A 25,360-nucleotide genomic window follows, 5' to 3' on the forward strand; every position below is an offset into this window, starting at 1 on the left:
GCAAACTCAGTGACGCACCGGAGGCACGCCCCCACATCAGCCCGGATCGCGCCGCCCGCCGTCACCGTCGGCACAGCCGCAGTTGCCACACGCCCGAGGCTTCACGCGCGGTAGCCGCCGCGCGGTCGGGCGTTGCGGTGGCAGTGCCGCGACCTGCGCCGTGTCCGCGTTCAGCGGGCCGACCGCGGCCGCACCGTTCGGAGACCCCAAGGGTGCGTCGCGCCCGGGGAGGATCTCGCTGAAGAACAAGCCGTTGTCCGGCGCCAACGCGGCGTCTTCCACGTACGAGACCGCCTCCACCGGGCAAACCGCCTCACACGCACCGCACTCGAAGCACTCGTCCGGATGGATGTAGAGGCTCCGGGCACCCTCGTAGATGCAGTCCAGCGGACATTCGTCGAGGCACGCGCGGTCCTTGACGTCGACGCAGGGCAGCCCGATCACAAACGCCATGCCGGAAACCTAGTCACATCCGCCCCGACCGGATAGGAGTTGCGTAAAACGCAACAGGTTGCGCAGGAATCACCGAACCTCACTCATGCGGATGTCGCCATCCCTGCGTGATCCGTGGCAAGCTGCGGGCAAACCAGCAGTGCAGCCGGAAGGTGGATTCGCATGCCGTACGAGGTCCAGGGGGTCGTTTCGCGAGCGAAGGGCGAGCCGGTCTCGCTGGAGACCGTCCTCGTCCCCGATCCCGGGCCGGGCGAGGCCGTCGTGAACGTGCAGGCCTGCGGGGTCTGCCACACCGACCTGCACTACCGCGAGGGCGGGATCAACGACGACTTCCCGTTCCTGCTCGGCCACGAAGCCGCCGGGGTCGTCGAAGCCGTCGGGGAGGGCGTCACCGACCTCGAACCCGGCGACTACGTCATCCTCAACTGGCGCGCCGTCTGCGGCACCTGCCGCGCCTGCAAGCGCGGCAAGCCCTGGTACTGCTTCTCGACGTTCAACGCCACCCAGCCGATGACGCTGGCCGACGGCACCAAACTGTCGCCCGCGCTCGGCGTCGGCGCCTTCCTCGAGAAGACGCTCGTCCACAGCGGACAGTGCACGAAAGTCAGCCGCGAGGCCGAACCCGCCGTCGCCGGGCTGCTCGGCTGCGGCGTCATGGCCGGGCTCGGCGCGGCCATCAACACCGGCGCCGTCACCCGCGGCGACTCGGTCGCGGTCATCGGCTGCGGCGGCGTCGGCGACGCCGCCATCGCCGGCGCGAAGCTGGCCGGCGCCACCACGATCGTCGCGATCGACATGGACGACCGGAAGCTGGAGTGGGCCAAGGACTTCGGCGCGACGCACACGGTCAACAGCCGCGGGCTCAGCGAAGAAGCCGTGGTCGAGGCCATGCAGGACGCCACGAACAGCTTCGGCCCGGACGTCGTGATCGACGCCGTCGGCCGCCCGGAGACCTGGCGCCAGGCCTTCTACGGACGCGACCTGGCCGGCACGGTCGTGCTCGTCGGCGTCCCGACGCCGGAGATGCGCCTGAACGACCTGCCGCTGATCGACTTCTTCTCGCGCGGCGGCTCGCTCAAGTCGTCGTGGTACGGCGACTGCCTGCCGAGCCGCGACTTCCCGATGCTGGTGGACCTCTACCTGCAGGGCCGGCTGCCGCTCGACAAGTTCGTCACCGAGCGCATCGGCGTCGACGGCGTCGAGCAGGCCTTCGAGCGCATGCACCACGGTGACGTCCTGCGCAGCGTGGTGACGTTCTGACCCTCTTCACCGACGCGGACTACCCGGCCGACCCCTACCCGGGGACCCGGCCGGGTTGCTCCTTCGTGCACGAAAACGGCGCCGGCCACCCGCTGGACACCGCGCCCGCGGGCTGGCGGGACAGGCAGGCCGTCCTCGCCTACGGCTCCAACGCGAACCCGTCGAAGATCAGCTGGATGCGCGCCGAACTGGGGCTGGCGGGCCCGGTCGTGGTGGCGCACGCCCGCTGCGACGGCCTCGCCGCGGTGTGGGCGGCCGGCCTGCGCTACCGCGACGGCCAGCGCCCCGCGACGCTCACCGCGCTGCCGGGCGTCGAGGAGCACGCCCTCTGGTTCGTGACCCCGGACCAGCTCGCGGTGCTGGACGTCTGCGAAGGCCGCGGCAACCGCTACCACCTGGTCCGGCTCACCGGACCGCGCATCACACTCGAGGACGGCAGCCCGGTGACCGACGTGCTGGCCTACATCGGCGCGGTGCCCATCCGCTACCCGCTGCTGGTCGACGGCAAGCCGGTCCGCACGGCCGACGTCCCGCAGGCGCAGGCGGTCGAACTGCACGGCGAACCCGCCGGCGGTCCGGGCGTGGCCTGCGAGGTCGTCGCACGGCCGGACGGGCACACCTTCCCCTAGACCAGCTTCCCCGGGTTGAGGATCCCGGTCGGGTCGACCGCCGACTTCGCCGCGCGCAACACTTCCACGCCGAGCGAGCCGATTTCCGCCTTCAGGTACGGCGCGTGGTCGACGCCGACGGCGTGGTGGTGGGAAATCGTGCCCAGCCCGGTGATCGCCTCGCACGCCGCCGCCTTCGCGCGCTGCCACTGGCCGACCGGGTCGGCGTCATCGCGCGCCGTCAGGACCGTGAAGTACAGCGACGCGCCCGTTTCGTACGCGTGCGAAATGTGGCACATCACGATCGACCGGCCCAGGGACGCGGTGATCGCCGCGCGGACGTCGTCCCGCAGTTCATCCACAGTGGACCAGTAGGCCGCCGTCTCCAGCGTCTCGACGCAGACCCCCTGGTCCATCAGGACATCCCGCTGCCGGGGCCCGGCGAACCGGCCGTGCCGCCAGGACTCGCCGAGCGCCTTGCCGACGCGCACGGCACCCGAGGCCTTCAGCCGGCGCGCCGTCTCACGGCGGCGCAGCGCCACGTCGTGCGCGGTGCCTTCCCAGCCGACGATGAGGAAGCACGGCCGGCGCACCCCGCGGGCGGCCAGGTACTTGCGCAGCACCGTCGTCTTGAGACCGGCGTTCAGCGCCAGGGAGACTTCGGTTTCGTCCCCGTCGGACAGCCGGGTGACGTCGGCGAGCGCGTGGTTCTGCGCGAGGTCGCGGACGGCCTCCCGGCCCGCCTCCCAGCTCGGCAGCGCATAGCCCTCGTACCGCTTGACCGGCGGCGCCGGGCGCACCCGCAGCGCCACCTCGGTGATCACGCCGAGCGTTCCTTCGCTGCCGACCGCGAGCTGGCGCAGATCCGGCCCGGCCGCCGACGCCGGTGCGACGCCGAGCTTCCACTCGCCGCGCGGGGTGGCCAGCCGGACGCCCTTGACCATGTCTTCGAAGCGCCCGTAGCCCGAGGACGCCTGGCCGGCCGAGCGTGTCGCCGCGAAGCCGCCGATGGTGGCCCGCTCGAACGACTGCGGGATGTGCCCGAGCGTCAGTCCGTGCTCGGCGAGGAGGCGTTCGGCCTCGGGACCGCGGACGCCGGCCTGCAGGACGGCCAGGCGCGACTCCGCGTCGACCGACACCAGCGCGTCGAGCCGGACGAGGTCGAGCGCGATCACCGACGTCTTGTCGCCGCGCAGCGCCGCGACCCCGCCGACGACCGAGGTGCCGCCGCCGAAGGGCACCACCCCGACGTCGTGCTTGACGCAGGCGTCGAGCACGGCCTGGACCTCGTCGGGGTCCGCGGGCAGCACGACCGCGTCGGGCACCGGGAAGTCCGCGGAAGGCGACCGGCGGCGCAGCAAGTCGAGGTAGGACAGCCCGGTCGCGCGCGCCAGCCTGGCCTCGTCCTCTACCAGCACGTTCTCCGCGCCGACCACTTCGGACAAGGCCGCGACAGCAGATTCGTCCAGTTTCGGTGACGGTATTTCCACCGGCAAATTTCCGGCTGGGGCAGCACCGGGAGTCGTCTGGCCTATACGCTGTTCAAGCCACTTGGCCGCCCGCGCGGGCAGGGCGGCGTCGGCGGCTTCCGGGGTCCAGGACCGTCGAAGGCGGTGGTCAATGAGCGCGTTCACCGATACAGTGTGACACATGGACGTGAAACGTCACACTATGGAGACCGCGGGATCGTCCGCGCTCGCGGACACCCGCAGCCGCCAGACGGCGACGAGAGTGGCCGATGACGTGCTGCTCGACGCCGCGCGCTCGTGCGTGCTGGCCGTCGGTGTGCGCCGCACCACACTCGCCGAAATCGCCCGCACCGCCCGTGTCAGCCGGATGACGGTCTACCGCCGCTTCCCCGACGTCCGCAGCGTGCTCGCGGCGCTGATGACCCGCGAGTTCAGCGGGCTGCTGCGCACGGCGAGCGAACGCGGTGCCGACGCCGCGAACAGCCGCGAACGGCTGGTGCTCATCGCGTCGGCCGGCGTCCGCGCGCTGGCGGCCGACCCGCTGTTCCGCACGCTGCTCGACGTCGACCCCGAGCTGGTCCTGCCGTACATCGTGGAGCGGCTGGGCGCGACGCAGAAGTTCGCCGAGGCGGCGCTGCACCAGCTGCTGGAGGCCGGCCACCAGGACGGGTCGATCCGGCGGGCGCCGGTCGCGGCGCAGTCCCGGTCGGTGCTGTTGGTGGTGCAGTCGTTCGCGTTCTCGCTGCGGCCGGCCACGGCGGACGTCGGCGAAGCGGCGCTGCTGGCGGAGTTCACCCACGTGCTCGACGCGGCGCTGAAGCCATGACGTCCGGCTCGCTCAACGCGCGGCGCCGCGAACGCGAGCTCGCGGAGCTGGCGGCGGGCGAGCGCGTCGACGTCGTCGTGGTCGGCGGCGGCGTGACCGGCACGGGCATCGCCCTGGACGCGGCTTCGCGCGGGCTGTCGGTGGCGCTCGTCGAGGCGCACGACCTGGCCTTCGGGACGTCCCGCTGGTCGTCGAAGCTCGTGCACGGCGGCTTGCGCTACCTGGCGCACGGCGAGTTCGGCCTGGCGCACGAGAGCGCGGTCGAGCGCGGCATCCTGATGACGCGCACGGCCCCGCACCTCACGCGGGCGATGCCGCAGCTGTTCCCGTTGTACCCCAGCACATCCCGGGCGCAGCAGGCCCTGGTGGCGGCGGGCTTGCGAGCCGGCGACGCCCTCCGCCGCGCCGCGCGGACGCCGTCATCGGTCCTGCCGCGGCCGCGCTCGATCCCGGTCGCGGAGGTGTTGGCGCTGGCGCCCGGCCTTTCCCCGGTCGGCCTGCGCGGCGCCTTGCTGGCCTACGACGGCGCGTTGGTCGACGACGCGCGCCTGGTGGTTTCCCTGGCCCGGACGGCAGCATCGTTCGGCGCGCGGATCCTGACGCGGCTTTCGGCTTCCGCGGTTTCCGCGGACCGGGTCACGGCCGTCGACGGCATTTCGGGCGACACGCTGGAGATCCACGCCCGCCAGGTGATCAACGCGACGGGCGTGTGGGCCGGGACGCTGACCGGCTCGGTGCGGTTGCGGCCGTCGCTGGGGTCACACCTGGTGCTCGCGCCGGGGACGGTGCCGATGGGCACGACGTCGGTGAACATCGGGGTACCGGGCGAGACCAACCGGTTCGTGTTCCTGCTCCCCCAGCCGGACGGCCGCGTCTACTTGGGACTCACGGACGAGCCCGTTTCGGGTGCGATCCCTGACGTGCCAGTGGTTCCCGAGTCCGACGTGGACTTCCTGCTGTCGTTGGCATCGACGGTGCTGGCTCGCCCGCTGACCCGCTCCGACGTGGCCGGCTCGTACGCCGGCTTGCGCCCGCTGATCGAGGGAACGGGCGGCCGCTCGGCCGACTTGTCCCGCAAGCACGCGGTGCTGGCGGGTTCGGACGGGCTGCTGACGGTGGTAGGCGGCAAGCTGACGACGTACCGCCGGATGGCGGAGGACGCGGTCGACTCGGCGGTCCGCCTGGCCGGCTTGTCGGCTTCGCCCTGCCGGACCGCGCGATTGCCGTTGCTCGGAGCGGCTTCGCGGGCAGAGTTGTCCCTTGTGGACGCTGCGCCTCGGCTGGTGGCCCGATACGGCACGGAGGCCCCGCGCGTCGCGGCGTTGGGCGAGCTGGACGCGGAGTTCGCAGCCCCGGTGGCCCCGGGCTCGGACATCACGGCGGCCGAGGTGGTGTGGGCGGTCCGCAACGAGGGGGCGCTGGATGTCGCGGACGTACTGGAGCGCCGGACCAGGCTGGCATTGATCCCCTCGGACGCGGAGGCCGCGGCGGCGCGGGTCGCGGAGCTTGTCGACAAGTCGCTCGCCGGCCTCGCCTGAGCCACGATGCGCCTCACGCCTCGCGCGGGATCGCAGTGTCGGCGGCAGCCCACTCTTCCCCGGCGCGGGCTCGGCGAGATCGGGACAGTTGGCGGCGCACCAGCAGCGACTTGACCACGGGGCAGTGCCCCACTGACTCGTTCGCGACCTCGACCATGCTGCCCCAGCCCCAGCCTGCCCCGCCCGACACAGCCCCTCCCGACCCTGGGGGCCGTGCCCAGCTCCAGTCTATCGGCGGCCACCGACAGCAACCCCGTCCCCGCAACCCGGGACCGGGCTTCTCCACATCCCGGCAACCCTGTGCACAACCCGACTTGATGTCGACTTAACTTGACGACCCGTTGGGTTTTTGCAACAGTTACCCCATGAGCCCGGTCAGACGCGGCAAGGAGCTGCCGATCTACAACCGGCTTCCCGTGCTTCGAGCGGAGCGCGGGCTGAGCAGGGCCGCGCTCGCGAACGCCGTCGAGGTCAATCCTCAAACCATCGGCGCTCTCGAACGGGGCGATCACTATCCGAGCCTGGACCTGGCCTTCCGGATCTGCGCGGTCTTCGACCTTCCCGTCGAAGCGGTGTTCAGCCGCGCGCCGTTCACGCCACTGTCCACTCAGGTCTACCGCGAGGGGGGAGCATGACCGAGCAACCGGGCCGGCTCGCGGCCTACTGGGAACGCAAGCTGGACAAGATGGACGAACGCGAGCTGCGGCACTCGCGGCGGCTGCCGGGCTGGCGCACGCGCCGGCGCCGCCGGACCCTCACCGCTGTGCTGGCGCTCGCCGATCTCGTGCTGATCACCGGCGCGGCGGTCTTCACCACGGCCGATGACCGCCTCTTCGGCACGCTCTGGGCCGCCGGAATCGTCCTCGGCGGCACCACCTTCGTGCTGCTGCGGATCCTCACCGGCCGGATGAGCGGCGGTTCTCGCGGCTGCTGGACGAACGCAAGCGCGAGTGGCGCCACCGCGTCACCTACGTCGGCTTCCAGCTCCTCAGCTACTTGATGATCGTCGCGATGATCTACTGCGTCGTGGTCGCCGACACCGCCGACGGCGGCTTCCGCGGCGCCATGATGCTGTCCGCGCTCCTGGTCACCGGCACGACGATCCCGACCATCGTGCTGGGCTGGTCGCTGCCGGACGACGACCCCGAAGACTTCGCGGAGGGGATGGGGAATGCCTGAGGGGACACTGGAGATCGACGGGATCTCCAAACGCTACGGCGCGAAGGTCGCGCTCGACGGCGTCACGTTCGACGTCCGCGGCGGCGAGCTGTTCGGCTTCGTCGGCAGCAACGGCGCCGGCAAGACCACCACCATGCGGATCGCGCTGGGGGTGCTGGCCGCCGACGCCGGCGAGGTCCGGTTCCGCGGCGAGAAGATCACGCACGAAGCCCGGACCCACATCGGCTACATGCCCGAAGAACGCGGGCTCTACCCGAAGATGAAGGTCCTCGAGCAGCTGATCTACCTCGCCGAACTGCACGGCCTCAGCGCGAACGAGGCCCACCGCAACGCCGAGAACTGGATCAGCAGGCTCGGCCTCGCCGAGCGCCGCAAGGACGAGGTGCAGAAACTCAGCCTCGGCAACCAGCAGCGCGTCCAGCTGGCCGCCGCGCTGGTGCACGACCCGGCCGTGCTGGTGCTCGACGAACCGTTCTCCGGCCTCGACCCGCTGGCCGTCGACGTCATGAGCGGCGTCCTGCGCGAGAAGGCCGCGGCCGGCGTCCCGGTCGTCTTCTCCAGTCACCAGCTCGACCTCGTCGAGCGGCTGTGCGACCGGGTCGGGATCATCCGCGCCGGCCGGATGGTCGCCGTCGGCACCGTCGGCGAGCTGACCGCCGGCGCGAGCAGCAAGCTCGTCGTCACCGCGCCGAACGCGCCGGAAGGCTGGGCCGCGGGCCTGCCCGGCGTGCGCGTCCTGGAAACCCAGGGCACCACTGCCGTGCTCGACCTCGAACCGAGCGCGGACGACCAGGCCGTGCTCGCCGCGGCGCTGGCCACCGGGCCGGTCACCGAGTTCAGCCGCCGTCGCCGGTCGCTGACCGAGCTGTTCCGCGACGCAGTCTCCGACGAGGGGGTCCGGCGATGAGGACGTTGAGCGGCCGGCGGGCCGTCTGGCTCGTGATGAAGCGCGAGCTGAACACGCGCCTGCGCACCCGTTCGTTCGTCATCGGCACCGTCGTGATGCTGGTGCTGCTGCTGGGGTACGTCGGCTTCCAGACGTCGCTGGCGGGCAAGGCGGACAAGAGCACGGTCGGGCTCACCGGCCAGGCGACCGGGATCGCGCAGCAGCTGCAGGTCGAAGCCGCGCAGTCCGGCAGGCAGATCTCCACGGTCACCGTCACCGACCCGGCCGAGGGCCGCAAGCAGGTCGAGGACGGCGACCTCGACGCGCTCGTCTCGGGCAGCGCCGCGAAGCTGACCGCCACCTACAAGTCCTCTTTGGACGACCAGCTGCGCAAGGTGCTCGACCAGGTCGCACAGCAGCAGGTGCTCGACGGCGTGCTGTCGTCCGCGCAGCTCGAACCGGCCGACGTGATGGCCCAGGTCGACGGCACGCACGTGCAGGACGACCCGATCTCGCCGGAGCCGGCGGACCACACGCAGCGGCTCGTCGTCGGGCTGATCGTCGCGTTCCTGCTCTACATCAGCATCATCACCTACGGGATGATGGTCGCCCAGGGCGTCGTCGAAGAGAAGTCGAGCCGGGTCGTGGAGATCCTGCTCGCCAGCGTGCGGCCGTGGCAGCTGCTGCTGGGCAAGGTGATCGGGCTCGGCCTGGTCGGGCTGACGCAGCTGGTGATCCTGGCCGCGGCCGGGCTGGTCGCGGCGTCGGTGACCGGGGTGTTCACGCTGTCCGGCTTCGCCACCGGCGCGATGCTGTGGGGCCTGCTCTGGTACCTGCTCGGCTTCCTGTTGTACGCCACCATCTACGGCGCGCTGGGGTCGCTGGTGTCGCGGCAGGAGGACACGCAGTCGGTGGTCGGGCCGCTCAACATCGTGCTGATCGTCGGGTTCGTCACCGGGTTCAACCTGCTGCTGCAGGACCCGTCCGGCACCGCGACGAAGGCCATCTCGCTGGTTCCGCTGTTCTCCCCGATCCTGATGCCGGCCCGGATCGCGACCGGCGCGGCGGCGGGCTGGGAGATCGCGCTGTCGCTCGGGCTGACGGCCTTGCTGGTCGCGCTGCTCACCTGGCTGGGCGGGAAGATCTACGGCAACAGCGTGCTGCGCATCGGCAGCCGCATCAAGCTGTCGGAAGCCCTGCGCGGCTGACCCGGGGAGTGACCGAAGTGCGTGTTCTGTTGTCCGGGTACGACTCGCGCGGGGGCGTCGAGCCGCTGGTGGCGCTCGCGATGAAGGTGCGGGAGCACGGCGTCGAGGTGCGGGTGTGCGCCCCGCCCGACGACGAGTTCGCGCGGCGCCTGGCGGGCGCCGGTGTCGAGGTGGTGCCGGTCGGGCAGGCCGTGCGGCCGCTGGTGACCGGGGCGAAGCCGCCGACGGCGAAAGGTCTCCCCGAACGCGCGGCCGAGCTGATCGCCGCGCAGTTCGCCGCGGGTGCCGACGGGTGCGACGCGGTGGTGGCGACCGGCCTGGTGCCCGCCGTCGCCGCCGCGCGGTCGGTGGCCGAGCTGCGGGGGATCCCGTACCGGTACGCGACGTTCCAGCAGCTCACCCTGCCGACACCGCACCACCCGCCGCGGCTGACGCACGCCGGCCTGGCGCTGCCGCCGGAGACGGACAATCGGGCGCTGTGGAAGCGGGAAGCCGAGAACATCGACAGGCTGTTCAAGACGGCCCTCGACACCCAGCGCGCGGCGCACGGCCTGCCGCCGGTGGACAGCGTCCTCGGTTACGTGCTCGGCGACCACCCGCTGCTGGCGTCGGACCCGGTCCTCGACCCGTGGCAGGAGACCGCCGACCTCGACGTCGTGCAGACGGGCGCGTGGATCGTGCCGGACGAGCGCCCGCTCCCGGCCGAGCTGGAAGCGTTCCTGAACGCCGGCGAACCACCGGTGTACGCGGGCTTCGGCAGCACGACACCCCGTGGTGCCGAGGTCGTCGTCGAGGTGATCCGGGCGCAGGGCCGCCGCGCTGTCATCGGCCAGGGCTGGGCCGATCTGGGCCTGACGGACGACCGCGGCGACTGCTTCGTCGTCGGCGAGGTCAACCACCAGGCCCTGTTCCGCCGGTGCGCCGCCGTCGTCCACCACGGCGGCGCGGGAACGACGACGACGGCCACCCGCTCGGGCGCGCCCCAGGTGGTCGTCGCGCAGAACGGCGACCAGCCGTACTGGGCCGGTCGCGTCGCCGAGCTGGGCATCGGCGCGGCGCACGACGGCCCGGTGCCGACCTTCGAATCCCTCTCGGCCGCGCTCGAGACGGCCCTGGCCGCCCGGGAGCGGGCGGCCGCCGTCGCTGCCACGATCCGGACCGACGGCGCGGACGTGGCGGCGCAGCTGGTCCTCGACGCTATGAAGTGATCTTCCCGTACCGCTCCAAGGAAACCTGGCGCTCGTGGGCGTGGTCGACCATGGGCTCCGGATACTCCTTCGGGCGGTCCTTCAGCTTGTGGACAGCTTTGCCCGCGACCGTGCGCAGCTCCGGCACGTACTTGCGGACGTAGTCGCCGTTCGGGTCGAACTTCTCCCCCTGCGTCGTCGGGTTGAAGATCCGGAAGTACGGCGCCGCGTCCGTGCCGGAGCCGGCGACCCACTGCCAGTTCAGCTGGTTGGACGCGAGGTCGCCGTCGACGAGGTGCTTCATGAAGTGCCGCGCGCCGAGCCACCACGGCAGGTGCAGGTCCTTCACCAGGAAGCTCGCGACGACCATCCGGACGCGGTTGTGGATCCAGCCCTCGGCCAGCAGCTGCCGCATCCCGGCGTCGACGATCGGGTAGCCGGTCTTGCCCTCGCACCAGCGCTCGAAGGCCTCGCGGTCGTCGTCGTGCTTCATCCCGTCGAACCGCTTGTCGTAGTTCTTGCGCGCGGTTTCCGGGCGGTGCCACAGGACGTCGGCGTGGAACTCGCGCCAGCAGAACTCACTGCGCAACGACTTCGCGCCGACGCGGTCGTCACCCTCCAGGTCGGCCAGCAGCGTCCGCGGGTGGACACAACCCCAGCGCAGGTACGGCGAAAGCCGCGTGGTGCCTTCCCGGTCGGGACGATCGCGATCGGAGTCGTAGGTTTCGATGCCGTCGTCCAGGAACGCGTGCCAGGCGTCGAGCGCGGCCTGCTCACCCGGCTCGGGCAGCGTCGCGGAAACCTTGGGCGGCTTGGGGATCTTCAGCGAGCGCGGCGGTTCCACCCAGTCCACAAGGGACGGTCCGGTGTCGGCGGGCCCGCGCCACCCGTGCGCGGTCCAGGCCCGGAAGAACGGCGTGAAGACGCGGTAGGGATCGCCGTCCGGCTTGGTGACGCGCCCCGGCGTGACGGCGTACGACGAGCCCGTCTCGACCCAGTCGATGTTGTTCTCCGCCAGCGCTTTCGCGACTTCGGCGTCCCGGCGGCGGCCGTAGGGCCCGGTGTCCGCGCTGACGTGCACCGCCGCGGCGCCGATCTTCTTCGCGGCCTTCACGACCTCGGCCGCCGGTTCGCCGCGCACCAGCATCAGCCGGCCGCCGAGCTGCTCGTCCAGCTTCTCCAGGCACCCGTAGAGGAACGCCTCTCGCGGCGCGCCGCCCGGCTTCAGCAGCGCCTCGTCGAGGACGTACAGCGCGAGGACGTGCTTGCTGTGCTTGGAGGCTTCGAGCAAGGCGGCGTGGTCGCCCAGCCGCAGGTCGCGACGGAACCACAGGACGACGGGTGCTTCTTTGGTCACGACGCCCAACGATAAGCGCCCCGCCGTGCAGGTGCACGACGGGGCGCTGACCAGGGTGAGCCGTTAGCGCTCCGACATCGGGGTGTAGTCCCGCGAAGCGTGGCCGGTGTAGATCTGCCGCGGGCGGCCGATCTTGGTGGCCGGGTCGTTGATCATCTCGCGCCAGTGCGCGATCCAGCCCGGCAGGCGGCCGAGCGCGAACAGCACCGTGAAGAACTTCGTCGGGAAGCCCAGCGCCCGGTAGATCAGGCCGGTGTAGAAGTCCACGTTCGGGTACAGCTTGCGCTCGACGAAGTAGTCGTCGGAAAGGGCGGTCTCTTCGAGCTTCTTGGCGATGTCGAGCAGCTGGTCGCCGCCCTTCAGCTTGCCGAGGATCTCGTCGGCGGTGTTCTTGATGATCTTCGCGCGCGGGTCGTAGTTCTTGTAGACCCGGTGCCCGAAGCCCATCAGCTTCACGCCCTTTTCCTTGTTCTTCACCCGCTCCACGAACTTGGCGACGTCGCCGCCGTCGCGCTGGATGCCCTCGAGCATGTCGAGGACCGCCGCGTTCGCGCCGCCGTGCAGCGGGCCGAAGAGCGCGTTGATGCCGGCCGAGATCGACGCGAACAGGTTCGCCTCGGAGGAGCCGACCAGGCGCACGGTCGAGGTCGAGCAGTTCTGCTCGTGGTCGGCGTGCAGGATGAACAGCAGGTCGAGCGCCTTCGCGATGTCCGGGTCGACCTCGTACGGCTCGGCCGGGAAGCCGAACGTCATGCGCAGGAAGTTCTCGACCAGGCCCAGCGAGTTGTCCGGGTACAGCAGCGGCTGGCCGACGGACTTCTTGTACGCGTAGGCGGCCAGGGTCGGGACCTTGGCGAGCAGCCGGATGGTGGACAGCTCCACGTTCGGCTCGTCGAACGGGTCGAGCGAATCCTGGTAGAAGGTCGACAGCGCCGAGACCGCGCTGGACAGCACCGGCATCGGGTGCGCGTCGCGCGGGAAGCCGCTGAAGAACGCTTTCAGGTCCTCGTGCAGCAGCGTGTGGCGCTGGATCTTCTCGGTGAAGTCGGCCAGCTGGGCCTCGGTCGGCAGCTCGCCGTAGATCAGGAGGTACGAGACCTCGACGAAGGTCGACTTCTCGGCCAGCTGCTCGATCGGGTAACCGCGGTAGCGGAGGATCCCGGCGTCACCGTCGATGTAGGCGATGGCGGACGACGCGGCGCCGGTGTTGACGAAACCGGGGTCGTAGGTGATGTACCCCGTCTGCGCCAGCAGCTTCCCCAGTTCGATCCCGGGCGCGCCCTCGACCGGGTGGACGATCTTGAACTCGTGCTCGCCACTCGGCAGGGTCAGCTTCGCGGTTTCGCCGCCGGACTGCCCCGCAGTCGTCGCGTCGGACATGCAAGTCCCTCTCACGTTCGGCACGGGGCGGCGGCGCCTGCGGGTTCCACAGGTAGCCGAGTGTTAACGCGAGGAAACACTGGCGCCTCGCTGCACACCGCCCCGCTGGGGTATGAAGAATGCCCCTCTACGCTAGTCGAGGAACGTGTGTTCGCGCAGCGGTGGCGTTGCTCCTGGGTGCCCCTTTGGGACCAGGTTCACACGGTGGCCGCCATATCGGCGGACGTGGGCGGCTCGGCCCCGCTCCGGGAAACCGTGATCGATGCCGCTTTCGCCGCGAATTCCAGCGCCTCGCGCCACGCCCCGGCGTCGAGAGAGGCCAGGTCGGTGACGTCGCGGGTGTGCAGCCAGGCCAGCAGGGCGCCCTGGACGGTGTCGCCGGCGCCGATGGTGTCGACCACGGTCACCTTCCGCGACGGCACGTGGGCCAGCTCACCTGCGGCGGTGATCACCGCGACGCCGTCGGCGCCCCGGGTGAGCACCACGGCGTCCACACCGGACTCGATCCACGTCTTCGCGGCGGCGACCGGGTCGGCGCCTTCGGTGAGCCACGCGGCGTCGTCGTCGGAGATCTTGAGCAGCCGGACGTCCGGCAGCCAGGACGCGAACCGGGCGCGGTAGGCGGCCGGATCGGTGATGAGCGCCTCGCGGATGTTGGGGTCGAGGACGGTCAGCACGCCGCGCGCGGCCTCGCGCCGCAGCATCGCCTCGTACGCCGACGCGCCGGGCTCGAGAACCATCCCGAGGGTGCCCAGGGAGAGCGCGGTCACGTTCTCCGGCAGCGGTCCTGGGTCGGCGACGAGCCGGTCCGCCGTGCCCTCGACGTAGAACGTGTAGCGCGCGGCGCCCTTCGCGTCGAGCGCGACGACGGCGAGCGTCGTCGGCTCGTCGCCGCGCTGCAGCAGCGACGTGTCGACGTCCGAAGCGTGCAGGCGGTCGACCATCGCGTCGCCGAAGCGGTCGGTGGACACGCGCGAGAGGAAAGCCGTCGGCACGCCGAGGCGGCCGGCCGCCAGCGAGACGTTGTACGGCCCGCCGCCGAGCCGCGGCAGCAGCGCGCGCAGCCCACCGTCCACAGTGGAATCCAGGGGGTCGCCGGGAACCAGGTCGACCAGAGCTTCTCCGCCTACGACGATCACGCCGGGAGTTTAGTGGAGTTCAGGCTGACAATTCCTGTCCGCTATTTGTTCAGCCCGCCGAGCAGGAGTTCACCCAGAGCGGTGAACGCTTCGGCGTCGGAGACGTCGATCCGCTGGCCGAGCACCCCGGTCTGGATGCCTTCGATGATCAGCCCGGTCATCTCGGCCACGAGCCGGGCGTGGACGTCCCGGAAGACGCCGTCGGCGACGCCCTTGTCGATGAACTGCCGGAGCCGCTGGGCCGCGAACCGGCTGTTGACCTGGTAGGCCTCGCGGGCCGGGCCGAACTCGGCGAGGTCGCGCATGAACGACGGCGACGCCCGGTTCAGGTGCTCGGCGACGCCGGCCAGGTACTCCCCGATGAGCTTGCGGGCGTCGTCGATCCCGCCGATCCGCTCCTCGATCCGCTCGCCGGCACCCCGGAAGAAGTGGGTGACGACCTTGACGGCGAGCTGCTCCTTGCTGGGCGCGAGGGCGTAGAGCGTCGACTTCGAGCAGCGCAGGCGGCCGGCGAGGTCGTCGAGGGTGAAGTCCGCGAAGCCCTCGGCCAGGAAGAGCGCCTCGAGGTCACCGAGCAGGGCGCGCTGGCGCGCGGTCGGCCGTCGGCGGGGTTCGGGGGGCATCGGCTCACTATCTCCTACGTCTTCCGGCCACCCCAGGCCCGTCGTACTGTACTCTAATCGAGCCCACAGTACTGTTTTCAGTACCGCTTTTGGAGGACACCGATGCCCGCCGAACGCCTGCTGCCGGATTCGGACGCCGAGGACCTGGTCGCGCTGGCCAGGGAGATCGCCCGCGACGAGCTCGCCCCGCGCGCGGCGGCGGCCGAAGAGGCCGAGCAGTTCCCGCGTGAGCAGTTCCGCCTGCTGGGCAAGTCCGGCCTGCTGGGCCTGCCGTATCCGGAGCGCTGGGGCGGCGGCGACGTGCGGTACGAGGTGTACCTGCAGGCGCTCGAGGAGATCGCGACGGCGTGGATGACGGTCGGCGTCGGGCTGTCGGTGCACACGATGTCCTGCTACGCGCTGGCGGAGTACGGCACGGACGAGCAGCGCGGCGAGTGGCTCCCGGAGATGCTCGAAGGGTCACTGCTGGGTGCGTACGCGCTGTCGGAGACACAGGCGGGCTCGGACGCGGCGGCCCTCACGACGCGAGCGCGTCTCGACGGCTCGGACTACGTCGTGAACGGCACGAAGGCGTGGATCACGCACGCGGGGGTGGCGGACTTCTACACGACGATGGTCCGCACGGGCGCGGAAGAGATCTCGTGCCTGCTGGTTCCTTCGTCGTCTGAGGGTCTGTCGGCCGCGCCACGCGAGCGCAAGATGGGCCTCACGGGGTCCCCGACGGCCCAGCTGGTTTTCGACGGCGCGCGGGTGCCGTCGTCCCGGCTGCTGGGCGCGCCGGGCGACGGGCTGCGGATCGCGTTGTCGTCATTGAGTTCGGGCCGGCTCGGGATCGCGGCGTGCGCGGTGGGGCTGGCCCAGGCGGCGCTGGACGAAGCGGTGACGTACGCGAAGGGACGTTCGCAGTTCGGCCGCGCGATCATCGACTTCCAGGGGATCGAGTTCCTCCTGGCCGACATGGCGGCAACGGTGGAGTCCTCGCGGGCTTGTTACCTGGAGGCAGCGCGGCGCCGTGACCGCGGGCTGCCGTTCCAGCGGCAGGCATCGATCGCGAAGCTGGTGGCAACGGACGGCGCGATGAAGGTGACGACGGACGCGGTCCAGGTGCTGGGTGGGGCGGGGTACACGCGGGACTTCCCGGTGGAGCGGTACATGCGCGAGGCGAAGGTGCCCCAGATCTTCGAGGGGACGAACCAGATCCAGCGGCTGGTGATCGCGCGGGAGCTGAAGAAGGCCTGATCGAGCGAGTTCTGCCACACGGTTGGCGCAGATAGCGTTGTTGACATCCGATTCGATGCCCAGCGGCGCGAGGAAGCAGATGCCCGTAGTTCCGGTTCACCTGCTGACCGTCGAGGAGTACGCGGCGCTCGGATGCACAACCGGGCCGCGTTCCAGCTGGCCGGGCAGCTTGATCCTCAGCTGCCACCCGAGCTGAGGGTCATCCCCGGCATCGACGTCGACTTGCAGCTGGCACCCCCGGACCGGCCTGGTTTCTCGCGTCGACCCGACTTGTCGGTTTCCTCCAAAGCCGCGCTTGCGCGCGGTGACGAGGAGATGCTTCGCGCCGGTCAGGTGGCCGTGGTGGTCGAGGTCGTGTCGCCGGCATCGAAGCGCACCGACTACCGGGTCAAGCGCGACGAGTACGCCGACGCCGGTATCCCGCACTACTGGATCGTCGACATCACCGGACCGGTCTCGTTGACCGCCTGCGACGGTTACCGGGGCGCCACCACAGTTACCGGCACCTTCGCCACGGACGTCCCGTTCCCGGTCAAGATCGACCTGGACGCGCTGCTCGACTGACCCGACCTGGTCGAGCGAACCCTGTCCCACCCGCGGGACGGATACCGTTTTCGCATGCCCGACCAGCTGTTGTCCGTCGAGGAGTACCGCGCCCTCGGGGAAAGCGACCGCGGCTTCACCGAACTCGTGGAAGGCCGTGTCGTCCCCTCGCCCGGGGCCGGGCGGGCGCACACCGTGGCCACCTGCCGGCTGGCCGGGCAGCTGGAACGGCAACTGCCGCGCGGCCTCGCGTTCGTCCTCGGCACCGACCTGGACCTGGGCTTGGCGCCGACCGGCGAGCCCGGCTTCGCCCGCCGGCCGGACCTGCTGATCCTCGATCGAGCGGCCGGCGAGCCGATCCGCGCCGACGACGTGGCGGTGGTCGTCGAGATCGCGACGGCCGGCTCCCGGCGCACGGACTACCGCGTGAAGCACGACGAGTACGCCGACGCGGGCATCCCGCACTACTGGATCGTCGACCTCGCCGCGCCGGTGGTCACCCTCGTCGCCTGCCAGGGCTATCGCGACGCGCCGGCGGTGACCGGCACCTTCACCACCGACATCCCGTTCCCGGCCGAGATCGACCTGGACGCGCTCCTCGAATGATCGGACGGCACGCCGGAACCGCCCGGTTACCGGCGTGCCGTCCGAAACTCAGCGGGTCTCGCGGTAGCGGCGGTCCTTCGACACGCCCTCGCCCAGCGTCTCGTCGAAGTGGTACACCTCGTCGCCTCGGACGAACACGCGAAGCGCGCGGTTCATCACATCGAGCGGGTCGCCGCTCCACAGCACCACGTCCGCGTCCAGGCCCGGCTTCAGCGAACCGATCTGCCCGTCCAGCCCCAGCATGGAGGCCGGGTTGACGGTCAGCGAACGCAGCGCCGTCGCCGGGTCGAGGCCGTCCTTGACCGCCAAGGCGGCCTGGTAGACCAGGAAGTTGATCGGGATCACCGGGTGGTCCGTCGTGATCGCGATCTTCACGCCCGCCCGCGCCAGGATGCCCGCGGACCGCAGCGTGCGGTTGCGCACCTCCACCTTGGACTTCGTGGTGAACAGCGGCCCCAGGATGACCGGGACGTCGCGCTCGGCGAGCAGGTCCGCGATCAGGTGGCCCTCGGTGCCGTGGTTGACCACCAGCTTGTAGCCGAACTCGTCGGCCAGCCGCAGCGCCGTCACGATGTCGTCCGCGCGGTGGACGTGCTGGTCCCAGTACAGCTCGCCGTCGAGGACCTTGACCAGCGTCTCCAGCGTCAGGTCGACGTCGTGCGGCTTGCCCTCGGACGCCGCGTGGTCGCGCTTCGCCCGGTAGTTGCGGGCGTTCGTGAACGCTTCGCGCAGGATCGCCGCGACGCCCAGCCGGGTCGACGGCGTCTGCTTCTTCTCCCCGTACACGCGCTTCGGGTTCTCGCCGAGCGCGCTCTTCACGCTGACGTGCTCCGCGAAGACCATGTCGAGGATGCTGCGGCCCCAGGTCTTGACGCCGATCGTCTGGCCGCCGATCGGGTTGCCCGACCCGGGCTTGATGACGACGCTCGTGACGCCGCCGGCCAGTGCGTCGTCGAAGCCGGACTCGTAGGGGTCGATGCCGTCGATGGCGCGGAAGCGGGCGCCGTTCGGGTCGGTCATCTCGTTGGTGTCGTTGCCGGCCCAGCCCTCGCCTTCCTCGTGCACGCCGAGGTGCGCGTGGGCGTCGATGAAGCCGGGCAGCACCCAGGTGCCGGCCGCGTCGACCAGTTCGGCGTCCTCCGGGATGTCGACATCGGCCTCGGCACCGACCGCGACGATCTTGCCGTCGTCGATCAGGACCGTGCCGCCTTCGATGGGATCACCGTCGATGGGGACGACATGGCCCCCGACAATTGCCTTCGCCATAGTTCGCCACGCTAACGAACTCACCCGGGCGGCCGCACGCGGGCCTTCTCCAAGTGCACCAGTTCGTGGTTGTTCTCCGGCGTCCGGTGCGTCTCGCGGTAGCCGTGCTTGGCGTACAGATGCAGCGGGCCGACGCTCTTCGACCCGGTGAACAACCGGAACACCGTCACCGACGCGGGCGCCGCCGACTCCGCGGCGGCCAGCAGCCCGCCGCCCAGGCCGCACCCCTGGCGGTCCGGTGCCACCACCAGCCGGCCGATCACGCCCACCTCGCCCGTCACCGACAGGCGGACCGACGCGACCAACCGGCCGTTCTCCCGGATCCCCCAGGACAGACACGACGAAAGCGCCGCCCGCGTCTCCTCCAGGGTCTCCAGCAGCGGCGGCAGGTCCCAGTCGTCGTGCGCGCGGGCCTCCGTCACGTACGCCGCGCGTTGCAGCGTCAGCACTTCGCCCGCGTCGGCGACGCCGAGCCGCTTCACCGGACCCGGATGCCCCAGCTGCCCGACCACGACGCCGCCGGCTCGAGCTCGATCAGATCCGTGCCCGTGTTGAGCGCGTCCGCCGGGCAGGTCATCGGCTCGATCGCCACCGCGCGGCCGCGGCCGACCAGGTCGTCCGGGGTGAACACCTGCGCCCAGTGGAAGTCCGGGCCGGTCCAGACCAGCAGCTGCTGCTCCTCGTGGGCCAGGACGAAGTGGTGCGAGCCGTCCGGAGCCGCCGCGAGCCCGCCGAACGCCGTGTCCAGGTCGACGCCCGCCAGCACCCGGCCGGCGCGGAAGTCGTACTCCGTTCCCTCGACGTCCTGCTCCGGCGCGTACGGCATCTGCTCGTCGCCCCGGTACGGCCGGACGCGGCTCGCCGGCAGCGTCAGGGTCAGCTCGTCGGTCGGGACGTCGCCGATCCGGAAGTACGGGTGCGTCCCGACGCCGACGCCGATCGGCTGCTCGCCCTCGTTGCGGATCTCGTGGGTGACGGTCAGTTCGCGCGGCGCGAGCTCGTACGTCACCGTCGCCCGCAGCGGCACCGGCCAGCCCGGCCGCACCTCGACGTCGACGGCCAGGGTGATCGACGACTCCGCGTGCTCCAGCAGCTCCCACTCGAGGTGGCGGGTCAGGCCGTGGATGGCGTTGCCGCGCGCCTCCTCGGTGATCTCGAGCTGCTGCTCCTCGCCCTGGAACGTCCACTTGCCGGCCTTGGTCCGGTTCGGCCACGGCAGCAGCACCTGCCCGGCCCCCTTCGGCGGCTTCGCGTCTTCGGGGAACTCCTCGACGTACGGCACTCCGCCGACCTCGAACGCGCGCAGCCCCGCGCCGATTTCGGTGACGACGGCGCGCGCGTTGCCGCGGGTGATCTCGAACTGCTGACCGGTCGGGTTGCCCATGCGACGACCTTACCGAGACGCATACTCACTAGACCGGTCGTCATAGTTTGAGCTACAGTCGGCGCCATGGTCCGTCGCACCGACACGCGGCAGCGGATGCTCGACACCGCCGCCGACCTGTTCCACTCGCAGGGCTACCACGCCACCGGCCTCACCCAGCTGACCACGGCCGGGGGCGCACCGAAGGGGTCGCTCTACTTCCACTTCCCCGGCGGCAAGGAACAGCTCGCCGCCGAAGCCGTCCGGCTTTCCGGTGAACGCACCGGCGCGCTCCTCGAAGCGATCCTGCGTGACGCGCCCGACGCCGTGACCGCGATCGACCGCGCCGTCGAAGCACTCGCGGGTTTCCTGACCGCATCGGACTTCCAGCGCGGGTGTCCACTCGCGACAGTCGCGCTCGACGCCGCCGCGGAGAGCGAGCCGATCCGCGAAGCCTGCGCCGACGGCTACTCGTCGTGGCACGAAATCCTGGCGACTTACCTTGCCGGGCAAAAGCTTTCCACCAAGCGAGCGGACGAGCTCGCCACCGTCGTGCTCGCCGCGATCGAAGGCGGGCTGCTGCTGGCCCGCACCCGACGCGACCTGGCGCCGCTGCGCGCCGTCGCCACCCACCTGCACGCCACCCTCGACCGGGAGTTCTCCTGATGCGCGTCCACCACCTGAACTGCGGCACCATGCGCCCGCTCGGCGGCGGCCTGATCGACGGCCGGCCGGGCCTGTTCCGGCGCGCCACCATGGTCTGCCACTGCCTGCTCCTCGAGACGGACACGGGGCTCGTGCTCGTCGAGACCGGCATGGGCACCCCCGCCGCCGTCGACCGGAACGCCTGGCTGGGCGCGGGTTTCGTCCGCCAGTCCAACCCGGTCGAAGATCCCGCGCAGACCGCGATCGCCCAGATCCGCGCGCTCGGCTTCGACCCGGCCGACGTCCGCGACATCGTGCTGACCCACCTCGACCTCGACCACGCGGGCGGGCTCATCGACTTCCCGTGGGCCCGCGTGCACGTCTACGCCGAAGAGCTGCGGGCGTTCCAGGAGCCGCGGGACGCCGCCGAACGCGGGCGCTACCGCACGATCCAGTTCGCTCATGGTCCACAGTGGACGTCCTATGCGGACACCGGCGAACCGTGGTTCGGCTTCGACGCCGTCCGGCAGCTCGACGGCCTGCCGCCGGAGATCCTGCTCGTCCCGCTCTCGGGGCACACGCGCGGGCACGCCGGGGTCGCCGTCGACACCGGCGACGGCTGGCTGCTCAACGCCGGCGACTCGTACTTCTTCCACGGCCAGGTCGACGCCACGCCGCGGTGCCCGCCGGGGCTGAAGTGGTTCGAGGGCCACATGGAGACGGTCAAGGGCGCCCGGCTGGACAATCACCGCCGCCTGCGCCAGCTTGTTCAGGAGCACGGCGACGAGGTGACCGTCTTCGCCGCGCACGACGAGACCGAGTTCGTCCGGCTGAGCAGGAGCAGGGTATGAAGGTGCACCACCTGAACTGCGGATCGATGCGCCCGGCGGGCGGCAAGCTGCTCGACGGCGAGCCCGGCCTGCTGCGGCGGGCGGAGCTGGTCGCGCACTGCCTGCTCATCGAAACCGGCGACAGCCTGGTGCTGGTCGACACCGGGTTCGGCAGCCAGGGCGTCACGCGGCCCGGCGAATGGCTGGGCAAGCCGTTCATGGCGATGGTCGGCGCCCGGCTCGAGGCCGCCGAGACGGCGGTCGCGCAGATCAAGGCGCTCGGGCTCGACCCCGCCGACGTCCGGCACATCGTCGCGACGCACCTCGACGTCGACCACGCGGGCGGGCTGGCGGACTTCCCGAACGCCGTCGTGCACGTCCGGTCCGAGGAGCACCGGGCCGCGACGTCGCCGTCGAACGCGGCCGAGAAGAACCGCTACCGCGCGATCCAGTTCGCCCACCGCCCGCTGTGGAGCACCTACGACGAGCTGGGCGAGCCGTGGTTCGGCTTCGAGGCGGTCCGGTCGCTCAAGGGCCTGCCGGAGGAGATCCTGCTGGTCCCGCTGACCGGCCACACGCGCGGCCACACGGGTGTCGCGGTCGACACGGGCGACGGCTGGCTGCTGCACGCGGGCGACGCGTACTTCTTCCACGGCCAGCTGGACCCGGTCGCGCCGCACTGCCCGCCGGGGCTCACGGCGTTCCAGAACATCGTCCAGACGCTGCGCAAGCCGAGGCTGGCGAACCTGGCGCGGCTGCACGAACTGGCCCGCGAGCACCCGGACGAGGTCACGGTGTTCTCGGCGCACAGCCCGGTCGAGCTGGCGGCCTTGCGTCGCTAGCTGGCGTCGAGAGCCTGCTTGACCAGCGGCGCGATCTGCTCCGGCGTCATCTTCGCCGGGCCGGTGTAGTTGACCAGCACCGGCGTGCCCGACACCAGCTCGGCCGAGGCGAGGGTGGCCGTCTTCTGCTCGTCGACGTAGTAGACGGCGCCGTCCGGGAAGCCGGCGACGTCCTTCGCGCCCGGCTTCGCCTTCTTGATCGAGGCCACCATCTCGGCCGGCTTGCCTTGGCGGCCTTCGTAACGGGTCACCGCGAGCGCGCCGGCGGCCTTGCCGTTCAGCTGGTACTCGCAGCTGCGGGCCTTGCCGCCGTTGGCCGTGGTGTCCTGGACCGGGCCCGCCACCGCCTGGAGGTTGTCCAGGAACAGCGCCTTCGACACGGCCGCGGCGGGCAGCAGCTTGCACGGGTCCAGCGACGCCGCCGCGGCGGGGTTGGCGCTCGAACTCGGCTTCGGGGGTGCGGACGACGACGGCGTCGAAGACGGTTTGTCGCCCGAGGAGCAGGCGGTCAAAGCGGCAAAAGCGACCAAAACGACGGCGAGGGTACGCATGTCCGGCACCGTACTCCGAACAGACTAAGCAGTGGGCGCCCGGTACCGCCAGAACGCCGGGAGCAGGAACATCGACGCGCAGACCGACACGATCACCAGCAGCCCGCCGACGGTCGCCGCGGCCTCGGTACCGAACGCGGCCGCGCCCCAGCCGTGGACCAGGTCGGCGATCCGCGGGCCGCCGGCGACCACCACCGTGAACACGCCCTGGAGCCGGCCGCGCATCTCGTCGGTGGTCGCGACCTGCAGGATCGCCATCCGGTAGACCGCGCTGACCATGTCGGCCGCGCCGGCCGCCGCCATGAAGAGGACCGCGAGCCACAACGAGTGCGCGAGCCCGAACGCCGCCACCGCCGCGCCCCACGCGCAGATGGAAATGACGACCGCGACGCCCTGGCGGTGGATGCGCGTCAGCCAGCCGGAGAACAGGCCGATCAGCATCGCGCCGGCGGGCAGGGCGGCGTAGAGCCAGCCGAGCGCGGGGCCGCCGCCGGGTGGATCGCCGAACGTGCGTTCGGCCATCTCCGGGATCAGCGCGCGCGGCATGCCGAAGACCATCGCGATGATGTCGGCGACGAACGAGGCGAGCAGCACCTTCTTCGTCGCGAGGTACTTGAAGCCGTCGATGACATCGCTGACGCCCGCGCGCCGCGACGGGCCGTTGAGCGGCGGGAGGGCCGGCAGCCGCCAGACCGCGAGCAGCGTGATCGTGAGGGCGACGACGTCGATCAGGTAGAGCGTCGACAGGCCGAGGACCGGGATGAGCGCACCGGCGAGCAGCGGCCCGAAGACGGCGCCGAAGGTCGACATGGTCGAGCTCAGCGCGTTGGCCGACGGCAGCAGCTCTCCGGGCACCAGCCGCGCGACGACGGCGCCGCGCGTGGGCATGTTGATCGCGAAGAGGGCCTGGTTGACGGCCAGCAGGGCGAGGACCAGCCAGACGGAGCCGAAGTTCAGGAACGCCTGCAGCCAGAGCAGCGCGAAGGTGATGGCGACGAGGACGTTGGTGACGATGAGCAGCTTCCGCCGGTCGACGGCATCGGCGACGGCGCCGCCCCAGAGCCCGAAGACCAGCAGCGGAACGAGGGCGACGAGCCCGGTGAGGCCGACGTAGGCGGAGGACCCGGTGAGGTCGAAGACCTGCTTCGGCACGGCGACGGCGGTCAGCTGCGTGCCGACGGCGGTGACCACAGTGGACAGCCAGAGCCGCCGGAAGGCGGGGATCTTCAGTGGCCGGGTGTCGACGATGATGCGGCCGAGGAGCTTGCGAATCCCCTTCGACCGGGGCGGCAAGGTCTCGGGCTCGGAGGTCACAACCGATGAGTTTAGCTCGGCTAACTATCTGGAGTCGCGTGATTTCCGTCGCCCGGGCCCGGCGCCGGCGATCGGTGGTTCACCAGCCAAGCTGCTGGGATGGCCGCCGAGCAGGTCTTCGAGCTGATCGGCCGGGATCACGCGCGGCGCGCACGGTTGCGCCGGATCAGCGAGGACCAAGGGCACGCAGGCGCGGGCAGTCGGGTAGAGCAAGGGCATTCGCCAGGCAACGCGCCAACGGGTGAACCGGCCAGCGTGCCGTGGCTATCGAGCTCGCCCACGAAGGTGGCCCCCGCCGCGGGCGGGGGCCACCTTCCGAAAGCGGTTACGGCGCCACGCGCTCGATGGTCCACCCGTCGTCGTTGCGGACGAACCGGAGCCGGTCGTGCATGCGGTCCTCGCGGCCCTGCCAGAACTCGACCAGGTCCGGCCGGATCCGCCAGCCACCCCAGTGCGGCGGCGCCGGGATCTGCTCGACGTCCGCGAACCGGCGCTCGATCCCGCTCAACGCGTTGTCCAGCGCCCGGCGGCCGTCGACCACCCGGGACTGCGGGGACGCCCACGCCCCCAGCTGCGACCCGCGGGGGCGCTGGGCCCAGTACTCCGCCGTCTCCTTGACGCCGACCTTCTCGACCTCGCCGCGGACGTGGACCTGGCGGTGCAGCGCGTACCAGGGGAACGTCACCGACGCGTAGCGCGTCGCGGTCAGGTCGTGGCTCTTCTCCGACGTGTAGTTCGTGTAGAACACCACGCCGCGCTCGTCGAGGCCCTTGCACAGCACCGTGCGCGAGGACGGGCGGCCTTCGTTGTCGGCCGTCGCCAGCACCATCGCGTTCGGTTCGGCGATCCCGGCGGCGACAGCCTGGTTCAGCCAGCCCTGCAGCTGATCGGTCCAGGTGGCCGCCAGCGCGGATTCGTCGAACGCGGCCCCGTCGTACGCCACGCGCATTCCGGGCAGGCGCACCACGGCGTCTTCCACCTGATCCTTGATCTCCGGCATCATCGCCAAACCTCCACGCCCGGTCGGGGCATCAGTCGACTTCGGCCC

The 25,360-nt window shown here is 71.1% G+C and carries 27 protein-coding genes and 1 pseudogene; 16 read left to right on the plus strand and 12 right to left on the minus strand.

All coding sequences use genetic code 11. The annotated features are described in order from the left end of the window. Positions 1 to 132 precede the first annotated feature (132 nt). Positions 133 to 453: pseudogene (fdxA, locus tag QSK39_RS06845) on the minus strand (ferredoxin); the annotation flags it as partial. 162 nt (positions 454 to 615) lie between these two features. Between fdxA and QSK39_RS06850 the strand changes: the two are divergent. Both QSK39_RS06850 and QSK39_RS06855 read left to right on the plus strand, forming a co-directional pair. After that, a complete protein-coding gene (locus QSK39_RS06850) occupies positions 616 to 1,713 on the plus strand; it encodes an S-(hydroxymethyl)mycothiol dehydrogenase (RefSeq protein WP_285476788.1) in 1,098 nt (365 codons plus the stop codon). 65 nt (positions 1,714 to 1,778) lie between these two features. Then, positions 1,779 to 2,342 (plus strand): gamma-glutamylcyclotransferase family protein, encoded by a 564-nt coding sequence (locus tag QSK39_RS06855; protein ID WP_285476789.1) that lies wholly within the window; start codon positions 1,779 to 1,781, stop codon positions 2,340 to 2,342. Here the strand turns inward: QSK39_RS06855 and QSK39_RS06860 are convergent. Beyond that, positions 2,339 to 3,955 carry an FAD-binding oxidoreductase gene (locus tag QSK39_RS06860; RefSeq protein ID WP_502873246.1) on the minus strand — a complete coding sequence of 539 codons (1,617 nt, stop codon included), beginning with the start codon at positions 3,953 to 3,955 and terminating at the stop codon, positions 2,339 to 2,341. The two genes, QSK39_RS06855 and QSK39_RS06860, sit on opposite strands and share 4 nt — an antisense overlap. A 97-nt stretch (positions 3,956 to 4,052) precedes the next feature. Between QSK39_RS06860 and QSK39_RS06865 the strand changes: the two genes are divergently transcribed. The 8 genes from QSK39_RS06865 (at position 4,053) to QSK39_RS06900 (ending at position 10,635) form a co-directional block, all read left to right on the plus strand. Continuing rightward, positions 4,053 to 4,616, plus strand: coding sequence for a TetR/AcrR family transcriptional regulator (locus QSK39_RS06865; RefSeq protein WP_285477953.1), 564 nt, complete (start codon positions 4,053 to 4,055; stop codon positions 4,614 to 4,616). Next, positions 4,613 to 6,154 carry a glycerol-3-phosphate dehydrogenase/oxidase gene (locus QSK39_RS06870; protein ID WP_285476790.1) on the plus strand — a complete coding sequence of 514 codons (1,542 nt, stop codon included), beginning with the start codon at positions 4,613 to 4,615 and terminating at the stop codon, positions 6,152 to 6,154. The genes QSK39_RS06865 and QSK39_RS06870 overlap by 4 nt, the downstream gene beginning before the upstream one ends. A gap of 365 nt (positions 6,155 to 6,519) precedes the next feature. After that, on the plus strand, positions 6,520 to 6,789 hold the full coding sequence (locus tag QSK39_RS06875; protein ID WP_284742952.1) for a helix-turn-helix transcriptional regulator: 270 nt from the start codon (positions 6,520 to 6,522) through the stop codon (positions 6,787 to 6,789). Then, on the plus strand, positions 6,786 to 7,154 hold the full coding sequence (locus QSK39_RS06880; protein ID WP_285476791.1) for a hypothetical protein: 369 nt from the start codon (positions 6,786 to 6,788) through the stop codon (positions 7,152 to 7,154). Before QSK39_RS06875 ends, QSK39_RS06880 begins: the two co-directional genes overlap by 4 nt. An 11-nt stretch (positions 7,155 to 7,165) precedes the next feature. Next, positions 7,166 to 7,333: a hypothetical protein gene (locus tag QSK39_RS06885; RefSeq protein WP_285476792.1), complete on the plus strand. Its 168-nt coding sequence runs from the start codon at positions 7,166 to 7,168 to the stop codon at positions 7,331 to 7,333. Continuing rightward, the gene (locus QSK39_RS06890) at positions 7,326 to 8,240 is read left to right on the plus strand and encodes an ABC transporter ATP-binding protein (RefSeq protein ID WP_285476793.1); all 915 of its coding nucleotides are present in this window, start codon (positions 7,326 to 7,328) and stop codon (positions 8,238 to 8,240) included. The genes QSK39_RS06885 and QSK39_RS06890 overlap by 8 nt, the downstream gene beginning before the upstream one ends. After that, the gene (locus tag QSK39_RS06895) at positions 8,237 to 9,427 is read left to right on the plus strand and encodes an ABC transporter permease (RefSeq protein WP_285476794.1); all 1,191 of its coding nucleotides are present in this window, start codon (positions 8,237 to 8,239) and stop codon (positions 9,425 to 9,427) included. Before QSK39_RS06890 ends, QSK39_RS06895 begins: the two co-directional genes overlap by 4 nt. Before the next feature lie 17 nt (positions 9,428 to 9,444). After that, positions 9,445 to 10,635 (plus strand): glycosyltransferase, encoded by a 1,191-nt coding sequence (locus QSK39_RS06900; RefSeq protein WP_285476795.1) that lies wholly within the window; start codon positions 9,445 to 9,447, stop codon positions 10,633 to 10,635. Here QSK39_RS06900 and QSK39_RS06905 read toward each other — a convergent pair. The 4 genes from QSK39_RS06905 to QSK39_RS06920 form a co-directional block, all read right to left on the minus strand. Then, entirely contained in the window at positions 10,625 to 11,971 is a 1,347-nt protein-coding gene (locus QSK39_RS06905; protein ID WP_285476796.1) for a cryptochrome/photolyase family protein, read from the minus strand. The genes QSK39_RS06900 and QSK39_RS06905 overlap by 11 nt on opposite strands. Before the next feature lie 63 nt (positions 11,972 to 12,034). Beyond that, a complete protein-coding gene (locus QSK39_RS06910) occupies positions 12,035 to 13,351 on the minus strand; it encodes a citrate synthase (protein ID WP_285476797.1) in 1,317 nt (438 codons plus the stop codon). Between the two features lie 197 nt (positions 13,352 to 13,548). Continuing rightward, positions 13,549 to 14,490 carry a carbohydrate kinase family protein gene (locus QSK39_RS06915; protein WP_285476798.1) on the minus strand — a complete coding sequence of 314 codons (942 nt, stop codon included), beginning with the start codon at positions 14,488 to 14,490 and terminating at the stop codon, positions 13,549 to 13,551. Positions 14,491 to 14,531: 41 nt separating this feature from the next. Further along, positions 14,532 to 15,113, minus strand: a complete 582-nt coding sequence (locus QSK39_RS06920; RefSeq protein ID WP_285476799.1) for a TetR/AcrR family transcriptional regulator — start codon at positions 15,111 to 15,113, stop codon at positions 14,532 to 14,534. A 102-nt stretch (positions 15,114 to 15,215) separates the two neighbouring features. On the opposite strand from QSK39_RS06920, the gene QSK39_RS06925 reads away from it, so the two are divergent. From QSK39_RS06925 to QSK39_RS06935, 3 genes are all read left to right on the plus strand, one after another. After that, positions 15,216 to 16,352: an acyl-CoA dehydrogenase family protein gene (locus tag QSK39_RS06925; protein ID WP_285476800.1), complete on the plus strand. Its 1,137-nt coding sequence runs from the start codon at positions 15,216 to 15,218 to the stop codon at positions 16,350 to 16,352. A 132-nt stretch (positions 16,353 to 16,484) separates the two neighbouring features. Continuing rightward, positions 16,485 to 16,916 carry a Uma2 family endonuclease gene (locus QSK39_RS06930; protein WP_285476801.1) on the plus strand — a complete coding sequence of 144 codons (432 nt, stop codon included), beginning with the start codon at positions 16,485 to 16,487 and terminating at the stop codon, positions 16,914 to 16,916. A gap of 54 nt (positions 16,917 to 16,970) precedes the next feature. Next, positions 16,971 to 17,501: a Uma2 family endonuclease gene (locus tag QSK39_RS06935; protein WP_285476802.1), complete on the plus strand. Its 531-nt coding sequence runs from the start codon at positions 16,971 to 16,973 to the stop codon at positions 17,499 to 17,501. Positions 17,502 to 17,549: 48 nt separating this feature from the next. On the opposite strand, the gene QSK39_RS06940 is transcribed toward QSK39_RS06935, so the two are convergent. Genes QSK39_RS06940 through QSK39_RS06950 form a run of 3 tightly spaced genes read right to left on the minus strand, consistent with a single transcriptional unit; the run spans position 17,550 to position 20,151 of the window. Further along, positions 17,550 to 18,767, minus strand: coding sequence for an amidohydrolase (locus QSK39_RS06940; RefSeq protein WP_285476803.1), 1,218 nt, complete (start codon positions 18,765 to 18,767; stop codon positions 17,550 to 17,552). Positions 18,768 to 18,787: 20 nt separating this feature from the next. After that, positions 18,788 to 19,279 (minus strand): GNAT family N-acetyltransferase, encoded by a 492-nt coding sequence (locus QSK39_RS06945; RefSeq protein WP_285476804.1) that lies wholly within the window; start codon positions 19,277 to 19,279, stop codon positions 18,788 to 18,790. After that, a complete protein-coding gene (locus QSK39_RS06950) occupies positions 19,246 to 20,151 on the minus strand; it encodes an aldose 1-epimerase family protein (RefSeq protein ID WP_285476805.1) in 906 nt (301 codons plus the stop codon). Before QSK39_RS06950 ends, QSK39_RS06945 begins: the two co-directional genes overlap by 34 nt. Positions 20,152 to 20,217: 66 nt before the next feature. On the opposite strand from QSK39_RS06950, the gene QSK39_RS06955 reads away from it, so the two are divergent. Genes QSK39_RS06955 through QSK39_RS06965 form a run of 3 tightly spaced genes read left to right on the plus strand, consistent with a single transcriptional unit; the run spans position 20,218 to position 22,447 of the window. Beyond that, positions 20,218 to 20,796 carry a TetR/AcrR family transcriptional regulator gene (locus tag QSK39_RS06955; RefSeq protein ID WP_285476806.1) on the plus strand — a complete coding sequence of 193 codons (579 nt, stop codon included), beginning with the start codon at positions 20,218 to 20,220 and terminating at the stop codon, positions 20,794 to 20,796. Further along, positions 20,796 to 21,626, plus strand: coding sequence for an MBL fold metallo-hydrolase (locus QSK39_RS06960; RefSeq protein ID WP_285476807.1), 831 nt, complete (start codon positions 20,796 to 20,798; stop codon positions 21,624 to 21,626). Before QSK39_RS06955 ends, QSK39_RS06960 begins: the two co-directional genes overlap by 1 nt. After that, positions 21,623 to 22,447 carry an MBL fold metallo-hydrolase gene (locus tag QSK39_RS06965; RefSeq protein ID WP_285476808.1) on the plus strand — a complete coding sequence of 275 codons (825 nt, stop codon included), beginning with the start codon at positions 21,623 to 21,625 and terminating at the stop codon, positions 22,445 to 22,447. The genes QSK39_RS06960 and QSK39_RS06965 overlap by 4 nt, the downstream gene beginning before the upstream one ends. On the opposite strand, the gene QSK39_RS06970 is transcribed toward QSK39_RS06965, so the two are convergent. The 3 genes from QSK39_RS06970 to pdxH form a co-directional block, all read right to left on the minus strand. Next, positions 22,444 to 22,998, minus strand: coding sequence for a DUF3558 family protein (locus tag QSK39_RS06970; protein ID WP_285476809.1), 555 nt, complete (start codon positions 22,996 to 22,998; stop codon positions 22,444 to 22,446). The genes QSK39_RS06965 and QSK39_RS06970 overlap by 4 nt on opposite strands. A gap of 24 nt (positions 22,999 to 23,022) precedes the next feature. After that, positions 23,023 to 24,291: an MFS transporter gene (locus QSK39_RS06975; protein ID WP_285477954.1), complete on the minus strand. Its 1,269-nt coding sequence runs from the start codon at positions 24,289 to 24,291 to the stop codon at positions 23,023 to 23,025. 346 nt (positions 24,292 to 24,637) lie between these two features. Next, a complete protein-coding gene (gene pdxH, locus QSK39_RS06980; protein ID WP_284742971.1) occupies positions 24,638 to 25,315 on the minus strand; it encodes a pyridoxamine 5'-phosphate oxidase in 678 nt (225 codons plus the stop codon). Positions 25,316 to 25,360: the final 45 nt, after the last annotated feature.

The organism is Amycolatopsis sp. NBRC 101858, assembly GCF_030269325.1.
Taxonomy (GTDB): domain Bacteria; phylum Actinomycetota; class Actinomycetes; order Mycobacteriales; family Pseudonocardiaceae; genus Amycolatopsis; species Amycolatopsis ponsaeliensis.